This window comes from Bradyrhizobium sp. CIR48, assembly GCF_014198315.1.
Taxonomy (GTDB): Bacteria; Pseudomonadota; Alphaproteobacteria; order Rhizobiales; family Xanthobacteraceae; genus Bradyrhizobium.
In genome coordinates this window covers 242311-261351 of record NZ_JACIHG010000004.1, presented here as the reverse complement: position 1 = coordinate 261351, position 19041 = coordinate 242311, and the positions used below count along the sequence as shown (strand labels likewise).

The 19041-nt window shown below is 65.0% G+C and carries 19 protein-coding genes, 1 tRNA gene and 1 pseudogene; 9 read left to right on the top strand and 12 right to left on the bottom strand.

Features of this window, described 5'->3' with window-relative positions; genetic code table 11:
• Positions 1 to 75 precede the first annotated feature (75 nt).
• On the top strand, positions 76 to 801 hold the full coding sequence (locus GGD66_RS14810) for an alpha/beta hydrolase (RefSeq protein ID WP_018316449.1): 726 nt from the start codon (positions 76 to 78) through the stop codon (positions 799 to 801).
• A 43-nt stretch (positions 802 to 844) separates the two neighbouring features.
• Here the strand turns inward: GGD66_RS14810 and GGD66_RS14805 are convergent, their stop codons facing one another.
• The 3 genes from GGD66_RS14805 to GGD66_RS14795 all read right to left on the bottom strand — a co-directional run bounded on the left by GGD66_RS14805 (position 845) and on the right by GGD66_RS14795 (position 3584).
• Positions 845 to 1984, bottom strand: coding sequence for an amidohydrolase/deacetylase family metallohydrolase (locus GGD66_RS14805; RefSeq protein ID WP_183258205.1), 1140 nt, complete (start codon positions 1982 to 1984; stop codon positions 845 to 847).
• Between the two features lie 132 nt (positions 1985 to 2116).
• A complete protein-coding gene (locus GGD66_RS14800) occupies positions 2117 to 3244 on the bottom strand; it encodes a DUF2252 family protein (protein ID WP_183258204.1) in 1128 nt (375 codons plus the stop codon).
• A gap of 263 nt (positions 3245 to 3507) precedes the next feature.
• Positions 3508 to 3584, bottom strand: a tRNA-Arg gene (locus tag GGD66_RS14795).
• 142 nt (positions 3585 to 3726) lie between these two features.
• On the opposite strand from GGD66_RS14795, the gene GGD66_RS14790 reads away from it, so the two are divergent.
• Entirely contained in the window at positions 3727 to 4080 is a 354-nt protein-coding gene (locus GGD66_RS14790) for a VOC family protein (protein ID WP_183237864.1), read from the top strand.
• Between the two features lie 106 nt (positions 4081 to 4186).
• Positions 4187 to 4480 carry a GYD domain-containing protein gene (locus tag GGD66_RS14785; RefSeq protein ID WP_018316453.1) on the top strand — a complete coding sequence of 98 codons (294 nt, stop codon included), beginning with the start codon at positions 4187 to 4189 and terminating at the stop codon, positions 4478 to 4480.
• A 57-nt stretch (positions 4481 to 4537) separates the two neighbouring features.
• On the opposite strand, the gene GGD66_RS14780 is transcribed toward GGD66_RS14785, so the two are convergent.
• The 4 genes and pseudogenes from GGD66_RS14780 to GGD66_RS14765 all read right to left on the bottom strand — a co-directional run.
• The gene (locus tag GGD66_RS14780; protein ID WP_183258203.1) at positions 4538 to 5494 is read right to left on the bottom strand and encodes a tripartite tricarboxylate transporter substrate-binding protein; all 957 of its coding nucleotides are present in this window, start codon (positions 5492 to 5494) and stop codon (positions 4538 to 4540) included.
• Positions 5495 to 5619: 125 nt separating this feature from the next.
• Positions 5620 to 5991: a dimethylsulfonioproprionate lyase family protein gene (locus GGD66_RS14775; RefSeq protein WP_183258202.1), complete on the bottom strand. Its 372-nt coding sequence runs from the start codon at positions 5989 to 5991 to the stop codon at positions 5620 to 5622.
• Between the two features lie 27 nt (positions 5992 to 6018).
• Positions 6019 to 6657, bottom strand: a complete 639-nt coding sequence (locus tag GGD66_RS14770) for an RraA family protein (RefSeq protein WP_183258201.1) — start codon at positions 6655 to 6657, stop codon at positions 6019 to 6021.
• 22 nt (positions 6658 to 6679) lie between these two features.
• Positions 6680 to 8193 (bottom strand): annotated as a pseudogene (locus GGD66_RS14765) (AMP-binding protein); the annotation flags it as partial.
• Between the two features lie 239 nt (positions 8194 to 8432).
• Between GGD66_RS14765 and GGD66_RS14760 the strand changes: the two are divergent.
• Positions 8433 to 9053 carry a hypothetical protein gene (locus tag GGD66_RS14760; RefSeq protein WP_179732119.1) on the top strand — a complete coding sequence of 207 codons (621 nt, stop codon included), beginning with the start codon at positions 8433 to 8435 and terminating at the stop codon, positions 9051 to 9053.
• A gap of 138 nt (positions 9054 to 9191) precedes the next feature.
• On the opposite strand, the gene GGD66_RS14755 is transcribed toward GGD66_RS14760, so the two are convergent.
• Both GGD66_RS14755 and GGD66_RS14750 read right to left on the bottom strand, forming a co-directional pair.
• Positions 9192 to 9404 (bottom strand): hypothetical protein, encoded by a 213-nt coding sequence (locus GGD66_RS14755; protein WP_038947385.1) that lies wholly within the window; start codon positions 9402 to 9404, stop codon positions 9192 to 9194.
• 16 nt (positions 9405 to 9420) lie between these two features.
• A complete protein-coding gene (locus GGD66_RS14750; RefSeq protein WP_183258200.1) occupies positions 9421 to 10428 on the bottom strand; it encodes a 2-dehydropantoate 2-reductase in 1008 nt (335 codons plus the stop codon).
• A gap of 161 nt (positions 10429 to 10589) precedes the next feature.
• Here GGD66_RS14750 and GGD66_RS14745 point away from each other — a divergent pair, with 161 nt between their 5' ends.
• Both GGD66_RS14745 and GGD66_RS14740 read left to right on the top strand, forming a co-directional pair.
• On the top strand, positions 10590 to 11171 hold the full coding sequence (locus tag GGD66_RS14745) for a YidB family protein (protein WP_020508623.1): 582 nt from the start codon (positions 10590 to 10592) through the stop codon (positions 11169 to 11171).
• 42 nt (positions 11172 to 11213) lie between these two features.
• The gene (locus GGD66_RS14740; RefSeq protein ID WP_177237369.1) at positions 11214 to 11486 is read left to right on the top strand and encodes a GlsB/YeaQ/YmgE family stress response membrane protein; all 273 of its coding nucleotides are present in this window, start codon (positions 11214 to 11216) and stop codon (positions 11484 to 11486) included.
• 222 nt (positions 11487 to 11708) lie between these two features.
• Here the strand turns inward: GGD66_RS14740 and GGD66_RS14735 are convergent, their stop codons facing one another.
• Entirely contained in the window at positions 11709 to 12494 is a 786-nt protein-coding gene (locus tag GGD66_RS14735; protein WP_092261282.1) for an SDR family NAD(P)-dependent oxidoreductase, read from the bottom strand.
• Positions 12495 to 12755: 261 nt separating this feature from the next.
• Here GGD66_RS14735 and GGD66_RS14730 point away from each other — a divergent pair, with 261 nt between their 5' ends.
• From GGD66_RS14730 to GGD66_RS14720, 3 genes are read left to right on the top strand one after another with little or no spacing between them, the layout of a single operon-like run.
• Positions 12756 to 13820: an acyl-CoA dehydrogenase family protein gene (locus tag GGD66_RS14730; protein WP_092261283.1), complete on the top strand. Its 1065-nt coding sequence runs from the start codon at positions 12756 to 12758 to the stop codon at positions 13818 to 13820.
• 16 nt (positions 13821 to 13836) lie between these two features.
• Positions 13837 to 14997, top strand: coding sequence for an acyl-CoA dehydrogenase family protein (locus GGD66_RS14725; protein ID WP_018316466.1), 1161 nt, complete (start codon positions 13837 to 13839; stop codon positions 14995 to 14997).
• Between the two features lie 16 nt (positions 14998 to 15013).
• Entirely contained in the window at positions 15014 to 15826 is an 813-nt protein-coding gene (locus GGD66_RS14720; RefSeq protein ID WP_183232066.1) for an enoyl-CoA hydratase/isomerase family protein, read from the top strand.
• Positions 15827 to 16011: 185 nt separating this feature from the next.
• Here the strand turns inward: GGD66_RS14720 and GGD66_RS14715 are convergent, their stop codons facing one another.
• The gene (locus GGD66_RS14715) at positions 16012 to 18126 is read right to left on the bottom strand and encodes an acetate--CoA ligase family protein (RefSeq protein WP_183258199.1); all 2115 of its coding nucleotides are present in this window, start codon (positions 18124 to 18126) and stop codon (positions 16012 to 16014) included.
• Between the two features lie 166 nt (positions 18127 to 18292).
• Positions 18293 to 19039: a hypothetical protein gene (locus GGD66_RS14710; RefSeq protein ID WP_183258198.1), complete on the bottom strand. Its 747-nt coding sequence runs from the start codon at positions 19037 to 19039 to the stop codon at positions 18293 to 18295.
• Positions 19040 to 19041: the final 2 nt, after the last annotated feature.

The following is a 19041-nucleotide window of genomic DNA, read 5'->3' as shown; positions in this document are numbered from 1 at the left end:
TTTGCGGCGCGGCCACACTGCCCCGCCAAGACCATCATGCGCCGATCTAACCACACCCTCGGGAGGAGCCACAACATGTCCACCTACGTTCTCGTCCACGGCGCCTGGCACACCGGCACCGAGTTCGAGCCTGTCGCCGCCCCCATCCGCGCGGCAGGCCATCAGGTCCATACTCCCACCATCAAAGGCAACCGTCCGGGCGATGCCAAGACGACCGGGCTGAAGGAAGCGATCCAGTCGATCGCTGATTATCTTGCCGAGAACAATCTAAAGGACGTCATCCTGCTCGGCCATTCCTATGGCGGCATGGTCATCACCGGCGTTGCCGACCTGGCTCCCGAGCGCATCCGCCGCCTGGTCTATTGGAATGCCTTCGTGCCCAACGACGGCGAATGTCTCAACGACATGGTGCCGCCGCATTATATCGGGCTGTTTGACGCGATCGCGGCCGAGCGCGGCGACGGCTCGGTGGTCTTGCCTTTCCCGGTCTGGCGCGAGGCCTTTATCAATGATGCGGATATCGCGCTGGCGCAGAAGGCCTACGACGTGCTCAATCCGCATCCCCTGGCGACCTTCACCGACAAGATCGCGCTCAAGACCAATCCAGCCGAAATGCCGCTGGCCAAATCCTACATCAACTGCACCGAGGACACCGCGATGCCGCACAGCCATCCCTGGCATCCGCGGCTGTCAGAGAAGCTCGGCCTGTTCCGCCTGGTGCAAGTGCCGGGAAGCCATGAGCTGTGCTTCTCCGATCCGGCACGGCTCGCCAAAGCGATCATGGAGGCGGGACGCGACTGACAGGTGAATCCCGTGGCGACGCTCACGACCGGTGAGCGCCGCCTCAGTTCGGATGCCACCACCGGCCGCCGATGACGACGCCTTCGGAGACGATCTTGCGGTCGCCGATCAAATGCTCGCCGACGACGTCCTCGTAGTCGAACTGGCCCTGCCTGACCGTAACAAGCGTGGCGTCGCCGACGCAGCCGGGCTTGAGGCTGCCGAGCTCGGGGCGGCGCAAGGCCATCGCCGCATTCACCGTCGAGGCCGCGATCACGTCGGATAGCTCCATGCCCATGCACAGGAATTTCGACATGGTCGTGACCTGGTCATAGGCCGGGCCATCGATGCAAAGCTGATGGATGTCGGAGGAGATGGTGTCCGGATAGAAGCCGTTCGCGAGCATCGCGCGCGCGGTCTTGAACGCGAACGAGCCCTTGCCGTGGCCGATGTCGAACAGCACGCCGCGCTCGCGCGCGTCCAGCACCGCCTTCTTCACCGTGCCCTGCGCGGTTGCCGGCGTGTTCGGGAACGGGCGGAACGCATGGGTCAGCACGTCCCCGGGACGGAGGCGTGCCAGCACCTCCTCATAGCTCGGCGGCGGATGGTCGATATGCGCCATCAGCGGCATGCCGACCTCGTTGGCAACCTCGAGCGCGATGTCGAGCGGCACCGCCGCCGACGTGCCCGAGGAATGCAGGCCCACGCGGACCTTGATGCCGACGATGAGATCGCGGTTGGCATCGGCCACCTTGGCCGCTTCGATCGGATTCATCAGCCGCAGCTCCTCGCTCTCGCCGACCATGATCCGGTGCGAGAAGCCGAAGATGCCGGCATGCGACACGTGCAAATAAGCGAGGATGCGGACCTGGCTCGGCTCGATCACATGCTTGCGGAAGCCGGCAAAATTGCCGGGTCCGGCGCTGCCGGTGTCGACCGCGGTGGTGACCCCGGAAAGGCGGCAGAATTCCTCGGCATCGATGCCGAGCGAGGTGCCGCCCCAATAGACATGGGTGTGGAGATCGATCAGCCCCGGCGTCACGATGTATTTCGAAGCGTCGCGCACATCCGTGCCCGGATCCGCCTTGAGCCCGGTGCCGATCGCCGCCACCTTGCCACCGGCAAAGGCGACATCCATCACAGCATCGAGCTTCTGGGAGGGGTCGATCACTCGGCCCCCGCGCAGGATCAAGTCGAAAGTCATTTTTGTCTCCGGACGTGGCATGGCGGGCGCGGGCCAAGCCGCTTCCTGCCTCTTTCAAATGGCCTATAGCAAATCTTGCACCAATCGAGCAAAGCACGGGGGGCAATCGAGAACGGGGCCGGCGCTCGCCGGTCAGCCGTGCCTGCGCCACGCCCTGAAATCGTCCTCGACGAATGCGGCGGCGGCCTTTGCAGCGGCATGGAGCCAATCATTGTCGCGCTTGCTCAGATCTGCAGCGATCCTCTCCGATGCACCCTTGGCGGCGTGAATGGCGCCGATGTCGAAGCCCATGGCGTTGAGCAGATCGAGCTCCAGGCTCATGTTCGCGTGATCCCCGAGATTGATCTTGCGGGAGTCGGGCGCAAGGCGCCGGATCACGAAGCCACTCCGACGTTCGAGCGCGAGGTGTGGATCGGGAGCTCGATACGGAGCTTTGGCGAGATCAAGGAAGCGCAGCTTGCCCTGCTGGTCATGCGCCCAATCCCAGGCCGACGGCACCAGCGCCTTGGCTTCCCTGACGATCTGGCCGCCGCACCAGTCGGCGATGACGAGAAAACGCGGCCGGCCCAGGCTGCCGACACCTGCCACGCGCGTCGCGAAGCGACCGGATGATGCGCCGGGTGGTAGTTTCTTGCGGAGGGCTGCGGCAACAGGGGACGGTGGCTTCGCCCGCGGGTAGTTCTTCACGTCGTCCCAGAACTCCTGACGTTCGTCGTCGGTGCATGCCACATAAGCGCGCATCCAGCTCGCCTGCTCATCCAGCAGCGAGGGCAGCGGCTTCTTGAGACCCTTCTTGTAACCATCGAGAATCGCCATGGCGGCGTCGCCATTGCCGACATGGGTCATGGCCCTCGCCTTCTTTTTCCTGGCCTTTGGCGCCAGCCGCGCGCTCGTCGCCAGGCGCACGAGATCGAAGGGATAGGCGATGCTCGCGGCCTCGTCGAAATCGTTGACGCCCCAGACGAGACGTCCCTCCGCGTCGCGCCAGGTGCCGAAATTCTCGATATGAGTGTCGCCCACGGACGGCACCCGCGGCGCGTCCTTCAACTCCGGGCAGAGCGCTTCGATGCACCTAGCCCAGCGGAAGAAAGTTGCACGAAGGAAGACGAACGGGTCATCTTTCATCTTCTTGTGCTTTTCGTCGAGGTCGGGCTCGACGACCGTGCATTGGGAACGCAGCCAGCGCTCGAACGCCTTGTTGTCGTCCAGAAATGAACGCGGCTCGATCCCGCCGCTTCTGTTTGACGTTTGCTTGATCACGGCCAGAGCTTCCTGAAGCGAGTGATGACGAGCGAGCCCTGTGGAAATGATTGCTGCGAGCTGCTGCGCAGGGCGTCCAGATCTTCAATTACAAAGCGAGCAGGATAGCCCCGCCGCTACCCTTCCGCTAGCCGGGACGACATGACCTCGCCATCGTCAGCGGCGGGATGACGGGCGAACACGAGGGCGAAGCCGAAGGATTGGGGAAGGCGCACGCAAGCCCCCGGGGGGCGGCCCGCAATCACGTCAAGTGTCTGAGATATTGGCGATCCCGGGAAGACTCGAACTTCCGACCTACGGTTTAGGAAACCGTCGCTCTATCCGGCTGAGCTACGGGACCGCGGAACCCGTGGGTACGGGTTCGATCCCGTCATAGCAGAGCAAAATCCGGTTCGCCAGCCGTCAGGCGGGCCAGACCATCGTCAACCTGAACGGGGCGGCTATACAATCGCTGCCAGGCCCCCCTCAGCGGAGCAGCTCACATGATCGAAAGCATCAGCGCCATCACGCTCGGCACGCATGACATGGAGCTCGCCGTGCACTTCTACCGATCGCTGGGGTTCGAGCTCCTGTATGGTGGCGAAGCCGCCGCATTCACGAGCTTCCGCGCCGGCAGCGGCTATCTCAATCTGACTGCGCAACCGGAAGACAAGCGCTGGTCCTGGTGGGGCCGCGTCATCTTCTACGTGGCCGATGTCGACGAGACCTACGCACAGGCGCGCGCTGCCGGGTGGCAGCCGTCGACCACGCCGCGCGATGCGGAATGGGGTGAGCGCTACTTCCATCTCACCGACCCCGACGGCCATGAGCTCAGTTTCGCACGGCCGTTGTCCTGACCGAATAAGTCGCATCTGCTGACGTTCCAACGCGCAAGTAGCGCTGTCTCAGCCGCCGTGGCAAGCTCAGCGCGGTTTCCTCAAGTTCTAACCAGGGAGGACGACCATGGTAACCTATGTTGTGCTGTCGAACTTCACGGATCAGGGAGTCCGCAACGTCAAGGACTCGCCGAAGCGGGCAGACGCCTTCAAGGAGATGGCCAAAACGTTCGGCGTGACTGTGAAAGAGATCGTCTGGACGCAGGGACGATATGACGTTGTGACCGTTCTCGAGGCTCCAGATGAGGCTGCCGCGATGTCGCTCAGCCTGAGTCTCAGCGCACTCGGCAACGTCCGCACCGAAACGCTGCGCGCGTTTTCGGCAGCGGATATGACAAAGATCGTCGGCAAGATGCTCTGACGCTCAGGCCCGCGCGAGCGCACCGGACCCGGGATGGCAATCCCGGGCAGAGGCCTCTCACGCCCTGATATTATTGTCCTTGACCACCTTGCCCCAAGTGGCGACCTGCTTGTCGAAGAAGGTCTTGAAGGCGGCGCCGTCCTGGAGCAGCAGCGTCATGTGCTGGGTGTCCTTGAGCTGGGCGGCGGTCGTGGGCTCGCTCAGGATCTCCTTGGACGCCGCCGCGAAGGCTGCGACGATATCGGGCGGCGTGCCTGCGGGCGCGAAGATGCCCCACCAGGCCAGCGTCTCGAAATCGGGAAAGCCCGCCTCGATCGCGGTCTGCGTATCCCCCAAGGCCGGCAGCCGCTCGCGGCCGAGCTGCAGGATCGGACGCAGCATGTTGGTGCCAAGCTGGGCGGCGACCAGCGCGGCCGATCCCGCGATGAGATCGACATGGCCGCCGAGCACGTCGTTCATGGCCGGGCCGCCGCCGCGATAGGGCACGTGCATGATCTCGACCCCAGCCTTGCTGCCGAGCACGGTCATGGCGAGATGGCCGAGCGTGCCGATGCCGACGGACGCATATTTCACCGCGCCCGGGGTCGCCTTGCAGGCCGCCACCACGTCGGCAAAGCTCTTGTAGGGGCGGCCGGCGCCGGCGGCGATCACATAGGGCGCAGTGCCGATCAGCAGCACCGGCATCAGCTCCCGCTCGACGTCGACCGGCGGCTTGTCGAGGATCGACGGAATCACAGCATGGGAATCGAACGTCACCAGGAACGAGGTGCCGTCCGCCGGGCTCTTGGCGACTTGCGCCGCGCCGAGCGCGCCCGCGGCGCCCGACTTGTTCTCGACCACGACGATGCGACCGAGCTTGGTTTGCAGGCTGGCCTGCAGCAGCCGCGCCATCGCATCGGTCGAGCCGCCCGGCGGAAACGGCACCACCAGCGTGATCTTGCCGGCCTGCGCTATCGCCGGCGTCAATGCGAGAATGGCCGGTGCAGCCAGCAGCGTGCGTCGTGTGATCGTCATGGTCCCCTCCCTTTTTGGTTTCAGCGCCCGGCTTTTGCTCTTTGGCGCTACAGCATGATCCGGAAAAATGTGCAGCGGTTTTCCGATAAGATCATGCTCAAGAAAATACCCTAAGCGCGAAGCGCTTAAGTTGTCCCGAAGCCCGACCCCGCTTTCTTGTATTCTGGCCGAGGCGGACTGAAGATGTCCAGCACCCTGGCGCCGTCGGGGCCGGCGCGCATGGTGTGCGGCACATTGCCCGGGGTGCGCCAGAAATCGCCCTTCTTCACGGCAATCTCCTCATCGCCCTGGACGCGGATGGCGGAGCCGTCGAGCAGCACGCCCCATTGCTCCTCGGGATGATGGTGCAGCGTGCCTTGCGCATGCGGCGCCAGCGTCACCACCGACAGCATCGCCTGCTCGCCGGAGAAGATGCGCGTGGTCACCCCTGAAGCGAGCTCGCGGAACAGCCCGTCGCTGGGATCATCGATATTGTGGAATTCTTCCTTCTGGCTCACGCCGCCCTCTCCTTCATTCTCGTTCGATCAAGACTTGCCATACGAGCCCTGATAGCGGCCCTCGCGGATCGCCTTCAGGGTCTCCTCCTCGCGCGCGACCTGGGCGCGGACGGCTTCGAGCAGCGCCGCGGCGCCCGCGGCGGGAAACGACACCACGCCGTCCTCGTCACCAACCACGATGTCGCCGGGCGCAATCACGCTGCCGCCGATCGTGACCGGCACGTTGATCTCGCCGGGGCCGTTCTTGTAGGGACCGCGATGGATCACCGCACGGGCGTAGCAGGGAAAGTTGTCGGCCGCGAAGGCCGCGACATCGCGGATCGCACCGTCGATCACATAGCCTTCCGCTTTGCGCCATTGCGCGATGTTCTTCATGATCTCGCCCACCAGCGCGCGCGTCTCGTCACCACCGCCATCGACCACGATGACGTCGCCGGGGCCGACCAGCTCGAGCGCGCGGTGGATGGCGAGATTGTCGCCGGGGCGCGTGCGCACAGTGAAGGCAGTGCCCACCAGCTTAGCCCCGCGATGATAGGGCTTTAGCCCGACCGCGCCGGGCAGCCGGGCGAGATTGTCTGAGATGACCGAGGTCGGCGCACCGCGAAAACCCTCGATGATCTCGGCCGGCGGTTTCGGCACGCTGTTGGCTGCGATCGTGATGGTCATGTCCAAAAATCCTTCCTTCGTAATCGGCGTGCGCCCGCGCCTTCGCCGGCATGATCCGGAAGGCGCGCCCTTCCTTCATCCACGCCGCGCGCTCGTCGCGCAACAGTGTTCTGCGAACCTTGCCTGAATCATCGCGCGGCGGGCGCCGACGATCTCGAAGCTTTCCGGATGCTTGTAGCGGCTGAGCCTGTCCTTCAAGAACTCCGCCATGCCGTCGGCGATCGCCTGGCCGTCGGCATCGCCCTCCGGCTCGATGATGGCGTGCACGCGCTGGCCCAATTCCGGATCGGACAGTCCCACCACGACGCAGGATCGCACGCCGGGAGACTCGGAGACGGCAGCCTCGACCTCGGCCGGATAGATGTTGGCGCCGCCGCGCAGCACCATGTCGGCGAGGCGATCGCCGAGATAGAGATAGCCTTCCGCATCCAGCCTGCCGATATCACCGAGTGATTCCCAACCATCGCTGCGGCGCTTCGGCTCGGCGCCGAGATAATGATAGGTGGCGTCCCTGCCGTCATTGTTCAGGAAATAGATCTCGCCGGTCTCGCCGGGCGCGACGTCGTTGCCGTCCTCGCCGATAATGCGTAAGCGCGCCATCTCGCCGATCTTGCCCACCGAGCCCTTGTGCGTCAGCCATTCCGTGCCGGAGATGATGCAGGAGCCTTGCCGCTCGGTGCCGCCATAGAGCTCCCAGATCCGCTCGGGGCCGAGCCAGGCGATCCAGTTCTCCTTCAGCCAGGGCGGCATCGGCGCCGCCATGTGGAAGACGGTCTGAAGGCTCGACAGATCGTAGGCGTTGCGCACCTGCTCCGGCAGCGCCCAGATCCGGTGCATCATGGTCGGCACGAAATTGACCCATTGCACGCGCTCGCGTTCGATCTGCCGCAATGTCTCCTCGGCGTCGAACTTGACGAGACCGGTGAGCTGGCCGCCGGTGAACAGGGCGTAGTGCGACACGATGAACGGCGCGTTGTGGTAGAGCGGACCGGGATTGAGCAGCGAGACTCCGAAGGGGATATTGAGCGGCGGCGCGGCGACCGTGTCGGTCACGGCCGGCTGATGATCGAGGATCACCTTCGGCCGGCCGGTCGAGCCGCCAGAGGTCATGGCCTTCCAGTAGCGCGCCACCGGCGGATTGAGCGGCTCATCGGAGAATCCTTCCGGCACGAAATCCGCCGGGAGGCGGTTCGGCGCGTTCCAGTCGGCCTCGCCGCCGACCACCAGCGCCGGCTTGAGAATGTCGAGCACGGCGGCGGCCTCGCCGCGCGGCAGCCGCCATGACAGCGAGGTCGGCGTCGCACCGCACTTCCACACCGCAAAGGAGGTCTCGAAAAACGCGTTGCCGTTGGGCAATCCGATCGCGACGAAGTCGCCGGGCTTGACGCCTTTGGCCATGAACGCCCGCGCGCGCCGGTTGGCGCCGCGCTCGAGCTCGTCCCATGTCAGCGTGTCCTGCCCGTGACGGATTGCGATCGTGCCATGTGGTTTGCGTTCAGCGTACCAGCGCGGCACGTCAGACAGGGGCAGCAGCATCGGGCGTTCATTTCGTTTCTTGGGGTCTTTCTTGGCGCCGCCTCAGGTGAGGCGCTCGCAAGGCGAAGTGTAGCAGCCCGCCGGGGCGGCGCTGTGACTCATGCGCCACGTCAAGCACAAAATGTCAGCATCCCAGCCATGAAATTCCCGAGTTCCATGGGTGACAAGCCGGCGATAAAGAGGCAAAAATCTGGCTCGACTCAGTTCGGGTTGAGTTTTGCAAGGAATGCTCTCGTAGAATGTCGTCCGTGATAGCATTGCGTCGTGCGGCGCTGGTTCTTGTTGCCGCGGCAGGATTTTTCCTGCTGACGCACGCGCATGCCCAGGCGCAATGGTGGAAACGCGCGCCGGTCGATTTCGAGGAATGCGCCGACGCCGCCGAGAAGGCCGCAACCAAGTCCGAGAAGACATCCGCGCTTGCCGATTGCAACGCCAAGTTCGCCGGCCGCCGCAAGGCAGGCGGCGGCTACTCCTATTACGACTTCCTGCAGGATCGCACCTTCGACATCGCCGGCCCCAATCCGACGCCGGAGGAGCAAAAGAAGATCGACGCAGCTTACACGGCCTATCTCGCCAAAGAGCGCCGCAGCAACGAAGCGGCCGAGGCCGCCGCCCGTCAACAGCGCGAGCAGCAGGAACTGCAGGCGCGGCAACTCCAGCAGGTCGCGCTGCGAACCGACGTCGCGCGCGTGCCCGTCCCGGTCGAGCGGCCAAAGGTGCAGCAGACCGTCGGTCAGCGCCCGAAGGGCGCGTGCACCAAAGGCTCATTCTCCTGCGAATGGCCGCGGCTGTCGGAGAGCTTGAACGATTTGAAAAAGCTGTTCAATCCGACCCCGAGCAAGCCGGCGAAGAAGGGGTAAGCTCCTCGCACTGACTTGTAGGATGGGCAAAGGCGCGCAAGCGCCGTGCCCAGCACCCTGGCAAGACAAAGAAGCAAGACAAAGAGGTTGGTGGGCACGCTCCGCTTTGCCCACCCTACGACAGCGGGGTGTGGAACGTCAGTTCGGTTGCTTCTTCTTGCCACGCTTCGATTTGACCGTTGGCACATCCACCGGCGCAGTCGTCGGCGAGCTGCCCAACTGCGACCTGCTCTCCTGCAACCGCCTATCATAGCCGGGCGAGTTCACGACCGTCGGCGGTCTCGCAAGAGCGAGCGTCGACGCGCCGCAAAGCGCGGCAAGCGCGAGCCCGATCATCAAGCTACGTTTCATCGGTCCCTCCTTGCACTCAAACCACCGCGCGAATCTGCTGCGGCGTCAGCCGCGGCGGACCGTTGCCGGCGGCTTCGGCCTCCTTGATCAGCGCAACAATGCGGCGCATCAGCGGCACCTCGACATGGTTTTGCTCGGCGAGCGCGATGACGGCGCCCTGGAGATAGTCGATCTCGGTCTTGCGTCCCTGTTTCAAATCCTGCCACATCGAGGAGCGCGCCTCGGGATCGATCTTCATGGCCCGTCCCAGGATCGCATTGAAGATCATGTCGGGCAGCCGCAGCAAGGCCGGCGTCCAGTTCATCGGGATCGGCGTCGCCGAGACCGGCGCGATGCCGGCGGCCTTCAGCGCGGCCAGCCCTTCGGCCATCTGGTCGGCGAACAGCCTGCGCCAGTCGCGGTTTGCCAGTTGCGCGGCGAGCGGCATGTCGGACAATGCGCTGAGCGCGTTGTTCAGATTGATGATCAGCTTGCCCCATTGCACGCCGGTGATGTCACGGCTCGCGCGCATGGCGAGGCCGGATACCGACAATGCCGCGGCCGTGTTCCCAGCGTCCTCTCCGACATGGATGTCGCCGGAGGTCGAGCGGTGGAAACGGCCCTCGCCCATCGCGATCACGTTGAACGGCACCATGCCCGCGAGCACGCGGCGGCCACCGAGACGCTCGCGCAGCACCGCGATATTGCCGATGCCGTTCTGCAGCGAAACGATGACGGCATCCTCAGGCGCATGCTGCGCGATCTGATCCGCGACATCGGCGGTGTCGGCGCTCTTCACCGTGACCAGCACGATGCCGGCGCTGTGGAAGATCGCGGGGTCCTCCGACAGCGCGAGCTGCCCTGCGCCGAGCTTCGTCTCCGAGCCGTCGAAATCCGTCAATCGCAGGCCGAACCGCTCGATCTCGGTCTTCACCCGCGGCCGCACCAGCAGCGCGACACGGCGGCCACTGGCGGCCAGCATGCCGCCGACGAAACAGCCGATGGCGCCCGCGCCGGCCACCACGATCGGTCGATCCGTCATCACCTCGCCTTGCTCCCTGAACGATCGCCCCTCGATAGCAGAGGCGAGGCCGGCTGCCCATCGCTGCGCAGCCGCCTTGTAACCGTCATGAGAGCCCCATATGTTTTCGGCCCGGGGCAGTCAGCGGCGAGCGCTCGCCGAACGACACGCCAAAGGAGAGCACCATGGGTCTACTCGACGTCCTCAACGGCATGCAGAACGGCCCGCGCGGCCCCTCTACACCCAGCTCCGAGAAATCCTCCGGCGGCATGTCGCCGATGACCATGGCGCTGCTCGGCCTGCTTGCCTGGAAGGCGTTCAAGCACATGACGGCAAACCAGTCCGGTACGGCGCCGCAGCCGTCGCCGACGCCGGCCCCTCCGCCGGTGAACGCGAACACCGCCGACAGCGGCGGTCTTGGTGGTCTCGGAGGCCTGCTCAAAGGCGGCCTCGGCGGCCTGCTTGCAGGCGGCGCGGCCGGCACCGTGCTCAGCGGCGGCCTCGGCGATCTCCTCAATCAGCTTCAGCAGGGCGGCCACGGCGACGCTGCGAATTCCTGGGTCGGCAAGGGTCAGAACAAGCCGATCGCGCCGGGCGATCTTGCGAGCGCACTCGGCGCCGACCAGATCGACAGCCTGTCCGCTCAAAGCGGCCTGTCGCGCGACGAGTTGCTCAACGGCCTCAGCCAGTATCTGCCGCAGGTGGTCGACCATTTGACCCCGGACGGGCGGCTGCCGACGGAGAATGAGATCTCGGGCAGACTTTAATCGGACGTTGATCGACGCGCTTTCGGGAAGGGGAGCACACTCATGAGCATGGGCGGCCTGTTGTGGATCATCGTCGTCGGCTTCGTCGCCGGCCTCATCGCGCGCTGGCTGGCGCCGGGACCGAACAACCCGAGCGGCTTCATCCTCACCACCATCCTCGGCATCGCCGGCGCGTTTCTCGCGACCTTCGTCGGCCAGGCGATCGGCCATTACAGCCCAGACCAGGGCGCCGGCTTTATCATGGCCACACTCGGCGCGGTGGTGGTGCTGTTCATCTGGCACCGGCTGGTCGCGAGCGGTGTGATCAAGGGGTAGTCACTGTCGCGAAGCGCGAATCTAGCGCTACAAACTCCGCTGTCGTCCCGGACAAGCGCGCCCTAAGCGCGCGCCGATGCGGGACCCAACCACAGGGAGGAGTTTGGCGAAGTCTCGGAGTGACCGGAGTCCCGCCAAACTTCTCCCTGTGGCTATGGATCCCCGCGCCCCGTGCGCAATTGCGCACTAGGCGGGGATGACAGCGGAGATTGGAACGCGATCTCACGTAATCAGATGCATCCCCGCATCCATGCGCACGACCTCGCCGGTCATGTTGCTGGAGGCCGGCATCGCCAGGAAGCAGACGAGCTGCGCGATGTCCTCGGCTGATGATGCGACCCTGAGCGGCACCTTCGCCACCACGCTGTCGCGCACCTGCTTGGCGCCGGCTTCGCCGCGGCCCTTGGTGAACCAGGGCGTGTCGATATAACCGGGGCAGACGGTGTTGACGCGGATCAGCGGCGCCAGCGCGCGCGACAGCGACAGCGTCATGGTGTTGAGCGCGCCCTTGCTCGCGGCGTAGGCGATCGACGAGCCGACGCCGCTGATGCCGGCGACCGAGGACACGTTGACCACGGCGGAGGGCCGCTCCGAGGCCTTTGCGCCGGCTTCGAGCAGGCTGCGCGCGGCACGCACCATCTGGAACGGGCCGATGGTGTTGACACCATACACGCGCTGGAAATCTTCAGCCGACAATCCGTCGAGATCGGCATGGGCGACATGCTTGGTGGTGCCGGCATTGTTGACGAGGATGTCGAGCCGGCCCCAGGCGCTGGCCGCCGCAACGATCTTGCGGCAATCGTCGTCCTTTGAAACGTCGCCCTGCGCAACCAGGACTTCCGGAGAGCCTGCTTTGCGGCAAAGCTCCGCCGTGGCCTCGGCTTCTTTCTGGCTAGAGGAATAGTTGATGACGAGCCGCGCCCCGCTTCGCGCGAGGATTTCCGCGGTTGCTGCGCCAAGTCCGGATGCGGACCCCGTCACGATTGCGCACAGACTGTCTTTGGCCATCCGGATTTCCTTCCCCTGTATCTGATGCGAGCCTTAAGTCGCTGGCCTTGTTTAGCGAGTTTGCGGCGCCCTGCAAATCAAGCAAACTCCGCTAAGCGGAATTAGCCTCCTGTTGGTCCTTGCGCCCATGCCCGCGCCGCAGGTTGACCTGCGATCAACGCTTGTCAGGGCCATGGCTTTTTCGGATCATCGGGCGCAAGAAGACCTGCGCGGTTCGCTCCACCAGGCGGGCCGCGCCAACGGCAAAACACGGGGAACGCTGTGGCGGAGAGTGACAACATCGTCGTCGAGACTGCGGAGAAGATCTTCGCCGATCTCGCCGATCCGCAAACCATCAACAACGACAAGAAGGATGCCTGGCAGGCGCCGCTGTGGCGGGCGCTGAGCGAGGCCGGCCTGCCATTGTCCTGGGTGCCCGATGATCTCGGCGGCTCCGGCGCGAGCCTTGCCGACGGCTTTGCGCTTCTGAACGCCGCCGGCCGTTTCGCCGTCGCGGTTCCGCTGGCCGAGACCATGCTGGCGGGCTGGCTGCTGGCGCAAGCGAAGATCGCATCGCCCGAGGGCGAGATGACGGTGCTGCCGGCATCGCCGAAGGATCGCATCACCCTCGATGCCGATGGCTCGCTTTCCGGCCGCGCCCGCGGCGTGCCCTTTGCGAAAGCGGCAAAGCACTTTGCGGTGCTGGCGCACGGCAAGGATGGCGTCTCGATCGCGCTGGTCGATGCCGGCAAGGTCCGGATCGAGTCCGGCCTCAATGTCGGCTATGACCACAGCGACACCGTGACGCTCGACAAGGTCCAGCCCGTCACGCGCAAGGCCGCGCCGAAGGGCTTTGACCAGACCACGATGATGCTGATGGGCGGCGTTGCCCGCAGCCTGCAGATCGCCGGTGCGCTGGAATCGATGCTCGACATCTCCGTGCGCTATTCCAACGAGCGCGTCGCCTTCGAGAAGAAGATCTCGAAATTCCAGGCCGTGCAGCACAATCTCGCCCGCCTCGCCGGCGAATCCGCCGCGGCTCTTGCGGCTGCGACCTCTGCCGCCGACGCCATCGCGAATGCGTCGCGTTTCGACGACGAGGTTTATCTCGAAGCCGCCTCGGCAAAGATCCGCTGCGCGGAAGCCGCGGAAAAGGGCGGCGCCATCGCACATCAGGTGCACGGCGCGATCGGCTTCACCCTCGAGCACATCCTGCACCGCTATTCGCTGCGGGCGCTGGCCTGGCGCGACGATTTCGGCTCGGAGAGCCACTGGGCCGTCGAGCTTGGCAAGCTGGTCGCAAACCGCGGCGCCGACGAATTGTGGCCGCTCGTGGCGTCGCGCTGATCAGGGAGAGAAACACATGACCGCTGCCCTCCGTTTCGATCCGATCCGCCTGCCCGAGAAGTGCGAGCAATTGCGTAAGGAAGTGCGCGCTTTCCTCGCCGAAGAAATCGCCGCCGGCACCTTCGATCCGCACAAGCCCAATCGCGAGGACACCGACGCGCCGGAATTTTCCCGCCGGGTCGGCGCCAAGGGCTGGCTGGGGATGACCTGGCCGAAAAAATATGGCGGCCAGGAGCGCTCCTTCCTCGAACGCTATGTGGTGACCGAGGAGATGCGCGTCGCGAATGCGCCCACGCGGCGCTTCTTCGTGGCCGACCGCCAGAGCGGACCGGTGCTGCTGAAATACGCGCCTGAACATATCAAGATGGACATCCTGCCGCGGATCTGTCGCGGCGAGATCTGCTTTGCGATCGGCATGAGCGAGCCGAATTCCGGCTCCGACCTGTTCGCGGCAAAGACGCGCGCGACCAAGACCGACGGCGGCTATCTGATCAACGGCACCAAGATCTGGACCTCGTCGGCCCACATCGCCGACTACATGATCGCGATCTTCCGGACCTCGCAGCCGACCAAGGAAAACCGCCGTCACGGTCTGACGCAATTCCTGGTCAAGATGAAGCAGCCGGGCATCAAGGTGAACCCGATTGGCCAGATCACCGGCCAGTACGAGTTCAACGAGGTCGTCTTCACCGATTTCTTCGTCCCCGACGATCACGTGCTCGGCGAGGTCGACGGCGCCTGGAAGCAGGCGACATCGGAGCTCGCCTATGAGCGTTCGGGCCCCGAGCGTTTCCTCGAAACCTATTACGTGCTGACCGAGCTGGTCCGCGCAGTCGGTCCGAACCCCGACACGCGCAGCGCCGAAGGCATCGGGCGCCTGGTGGCGCAGCTCCATACCATGCGGCGCATGTCGGTCTCGGTCGCCGGCATGCTGCAGGCCGGCAAGGAGCCGGTCGTCGAGGCCTCCATCGTCAAGGATATCGGCACCGTCTGGGAGCAGCAGCTTCCGCATCGCGTCCGCGACCTTGCTGCTTTCGTCGAGGAGACCGCGACCAACCGCGAGACGCTGGAGCGGCAGCTCGACTTCGCCATCAAAACCGCACCGAAACTCACCATCCAGGGCGGCACCACCGAGGTGCTGCGTGGCATCATCGCCCGCGGATTGGGCCTGCGCTAATCATTCGAGGATCATCATGACCACCTACAAAGACATCGGCGTCGAGAAAGTCGGACATGTCGGCACCATCGAGATCCGCCGCCCGCCGCTGAACTTCTTCGACATCTCGCTGATCAACCAGATCGCGGATGCGCTCGACGAATTCGACCGCGACATCGAGATCCGCGCCTCCGTTCTCTCGGCGCAGGGCAAGGCGTTCTGCGCCGGCGCGAACTTTGGCGACCCGGCGCGGCAGGCGCAGGAGGCGCGCGAGGCCGAGAAGAAGGGCGACCCCGCCGACAATCTCGGGCCGATCAACCATCTCTACATCCAGGCCGTGCGCATCTTCCGCGCCAAGAAGCCGATCGTCGCCGCCGTGCAGGGCGCCGCCATCGGCGGCGGATTGGGTCTCGCGGTGTCGGCGGACTTCCGCGTCACCTGCCCCGAAGCGCGCTTCTCAGCCAACTTCACCAAGCTTGGCTTCCATCCCGGCTTCGGCCTGACGACGACTCTTCCTGAGCTGATCGGCAAGAACAACGCCGAGCTGATGTTCTACACCAGCCGCCGCGTCACCGGCGAAGAAGCCGTGAAGTGGGGCCTTGCCAACGAGCTGGTGCCACAGGACCAGGTCAAGGCGGCCGCGATGAAGCTCGCCGGCGAGATCGCCGAATGCTCCCCGCTCGGCCTGCTCTCAACCCGCGCGACGATGCGCAATGGCCTCGCCGACCGCGTCATGGCCGCGACCAACCACGAACTCGCCGAGCAGACCCGGCTGCGCGCGACGGAGGATTTCAAGGAAGGCGTGAAGGCCACGGAAGAACGGCGGGCGGCGAATTTCAAGGGGCGATAGTCGACGTATCGCGCCGGCGCTTCGGCAATTTCTCCTGTCGTCCCCGCGAAAGCGGGGCCCCATAACCACAGGAAGAAGCTATAGGGCGCAGACCGTCACCACGAATCTTCGCCAAACTCCTCCCTGTAGTTATGGGTCCCGGGTTCGCTTCGCGCCCCGGGACGACAGTGGTGTTTGTGGCCTCGCTACTTCCTCCCCACCACCAGCGCATCGACGATCGTCACGCCCTGCCCCTCGGTGTGCACCAGGACCGGATTGAGCTCGATCTCGGCGATCTCCTTTGCATGCCGCGCGGCGAGCACTGAAACGTCGGCGATCAACCGCGACAAAGCCGCAACGTCCGCCTTCACCGCTCCACGAAACCCATTGAGGAGCGGCGCAGCCTTCAAGCCCGCCAGCATCGCACCCGCCTCCTCCGCACTCACCGGCGCCGGGCGGTAGACGACGTCGCGGGACAGCTCGGTGGTGATGCCGCCGAGACCCACCATCACCATGGGACCGAACGTCTCGTCGGTCATCGTGCCGACGATGATCTCGACGCCCTTCTTCGCCATCGGGCCGACCAGCACGCCTTGGATATCCGCCTCCGGCCGGTGCCGGCGCGCATTGTCCAGCAGCGCCTCGAATGCCAGAAACACCTCGCCCTTGGTGGTGATGTTGACGCGCACGCCGCCGACTTCGCTCTTATGGGCGATATCAGGCGACTGAATCTTCATCGCCAGGGGAAAGCCGACGCGGGTGACGGCTTCGTCGAGCTCGCTCTTGTCTCTCACCAGCACGTCATCCGGCAGTGCGATGCCGGCGGTGCGGAGCAACGCCTTGCTGTCGGCCTCGGACAGAACGGGCGATTTCAGATGCGTGGAAAGATCGCGCGCCGGCGGCCGCGTTTCGTCCGCGGGTTTCGGCAGGCTGAACCTCGCGTAGTCGACCAGCCGACGCATCGCGACGCCGACATGGGTGAGGCCCGCAAGCACCACGACGCCGGATTTGGCGAGCTCACGGCGGGCGAAGTCGGACGGCACCGTGTAGGAATAGAACACCACGGGCTTGCGTTGCGCCGACAGCACCGACGTCAGATCCTCCTCCTTGAAGGGCTTGCGCACCTCGCTCGACAGCGACAGCACCACCAGGATCGCATCGACCTCGTCGGAGGCAGTGAGCACATCGACGCTCTTCTGCAAGCCGCCAGAGGTGACGCCTTGCGCGGTGACGTCGATCGGGTTGCGCGCCGTGCCATAGGACGGCATCAACTGCTTGATCCCCGCCTGGACCTTTTCTGACAGCTCCGGCACCTGCAAGCCTTGCAGCGCCACCGCATCGGCGCCCCAGATGCCGGCGCCGCCGGAGACGGTGACGACGGCAACGCGATCGCCGTTCGGCAGCGGATTGCTGGCAAGCACCGCCGCGATCGTCAACGCCTCGTCCAGATCGTTGGAGACGATGAAGCCGTATTTCGCGAACACCGCGTCATAGGCCGCCGACCAGCCGGCCATGCTCGCGGTATGCGAGGCCGCCGCGCGCTGGCCTGCGCCGGAGCGGCCGACTTTTGTCACGATCACCGGCTTTTTCATCTCCGCGGCGCGCCGGGCGGCGACGAGAAATTTGTCGACGTCGCGGATGCCCTCGATGAACAGCAGGATCACGTCGGTCGAGGAATCCTGCACCATGTAATCCAGGAACTCGCCGGCGCCGAGATCGGATTCATTGCCGGTGCTGACGACATAACTGACGGCGATTCCGAGGGCCCGCGCGCGATGATAATAGGCGAAGCCGATGCCGCCGCTCTGCGCGACGATGCCGATCCGTTTTTTGGTGGCAACAAGCGGCACCACGCCTGGCTTGACATCGACGGCCGGACTGAATGTCGCCGCCACGCGCTGCACCTGACTGAAGAAGCCCTCGGCGTTCGGCCCGGATATCCGCATGCCGGTGCGCTTCGCCAGCGCCGCGATCGCGTCCTGCATCGCCGCGCTGTCGCCGCCCTCCTCGGCAAAGCCGGAGGAGATGATCACGGCGTTCCTGACGCCGGCGGCAGCGCATTGCTCGAGCGCGGGAAGCACGGCGCGGGCGGGGATGATGATGACGGCAAGGTCGATCGGCGCGCCGATCTCGCCGATCGATTTGTAACAGGCGAGCCCGTCGATATCGGCGTAGTTCGGGTTCACCGGGTAGATCTTCCCGGGATATTCGTTCTTGCGCAGCATCGCCAGGAGCCGCCCCGGGATCTTCTCGTGGTCGCGCGAGGCGCCGATCAGCGCGATGCTGGCGGGCGCGAAGAAGCTGTCGAGCGGATGCGGCATAGGACGAGTCCTTCTTATTGTTGACTGCACCGCATCTCTCACCGTCATCCTGAGGCGCCGGAGCGCAGCGGAGGCCTCGAAGGATGAACGGCCCCACCGTGGCCGTCGCCCTTCGAGGCTCGCCGAAGGGGCGAGCACCTCAGGGTGACGGATAACGGTGGAGGGATCAACTGACGCGGAACGTCACGCCGCCCAGCAGAAACTCGTTCCCCGCAACCGCGAGCCCTCTCGCCTTCGCGGCGTGCAGCACCTGCGCAACGTCGGCCACCCGAAACTCCAGCGCGCTCATGATCTCGCTGGCGCCTTTTACGAAACGGAAGGCCGCATTGGGCAGTTTCAGCTCGGCACCTTCAGGCACAACGCCGATGATCTTCCCCCAATGCTCCGCCAGCCCCTTCGGATCCGGGCTCTGCATCTCCACGCCGGTCAGCACCTGCGTCACGTCCTTGCGGATGAATTTCTGCCAGTCCGGTCCGGCTGGCGGATATGGCCCCAAAACATCGTCGCTGCCTTCGGTGTGGTTGAACTCGATGAAGGCGGCACGGCAGTCGCGGGGATGGAGCTGGACGCCGTGATAGGGCGCATGGTCGATCACGTTGGCGGTCCGCACGCCCATTGCGTTGGCGTTGCGGCCACGCTCGTCGGGATCATTGCAGCAGAAGATCGCCATATAGCCGCCGCGGCCGCCAGTCTTCTCGATGAAGCGGCCGGCCGTGGTACCGCCCTTGAAGGGTGCGACCACCTCCAGCAAAATCGTGTCGACCGGAAGCAGCGCATTCTCCAGGCCGTATTTTGCGACATTGCCGTCGCGGTAGCACACGGCGAGGCCCATGATCTCCGCGATGTCGGAGATGACGGGCGCGAGCTGCGGCGCGACCAGGCAGATCTGCCGCAACCGCATATAGGGCGCCATGG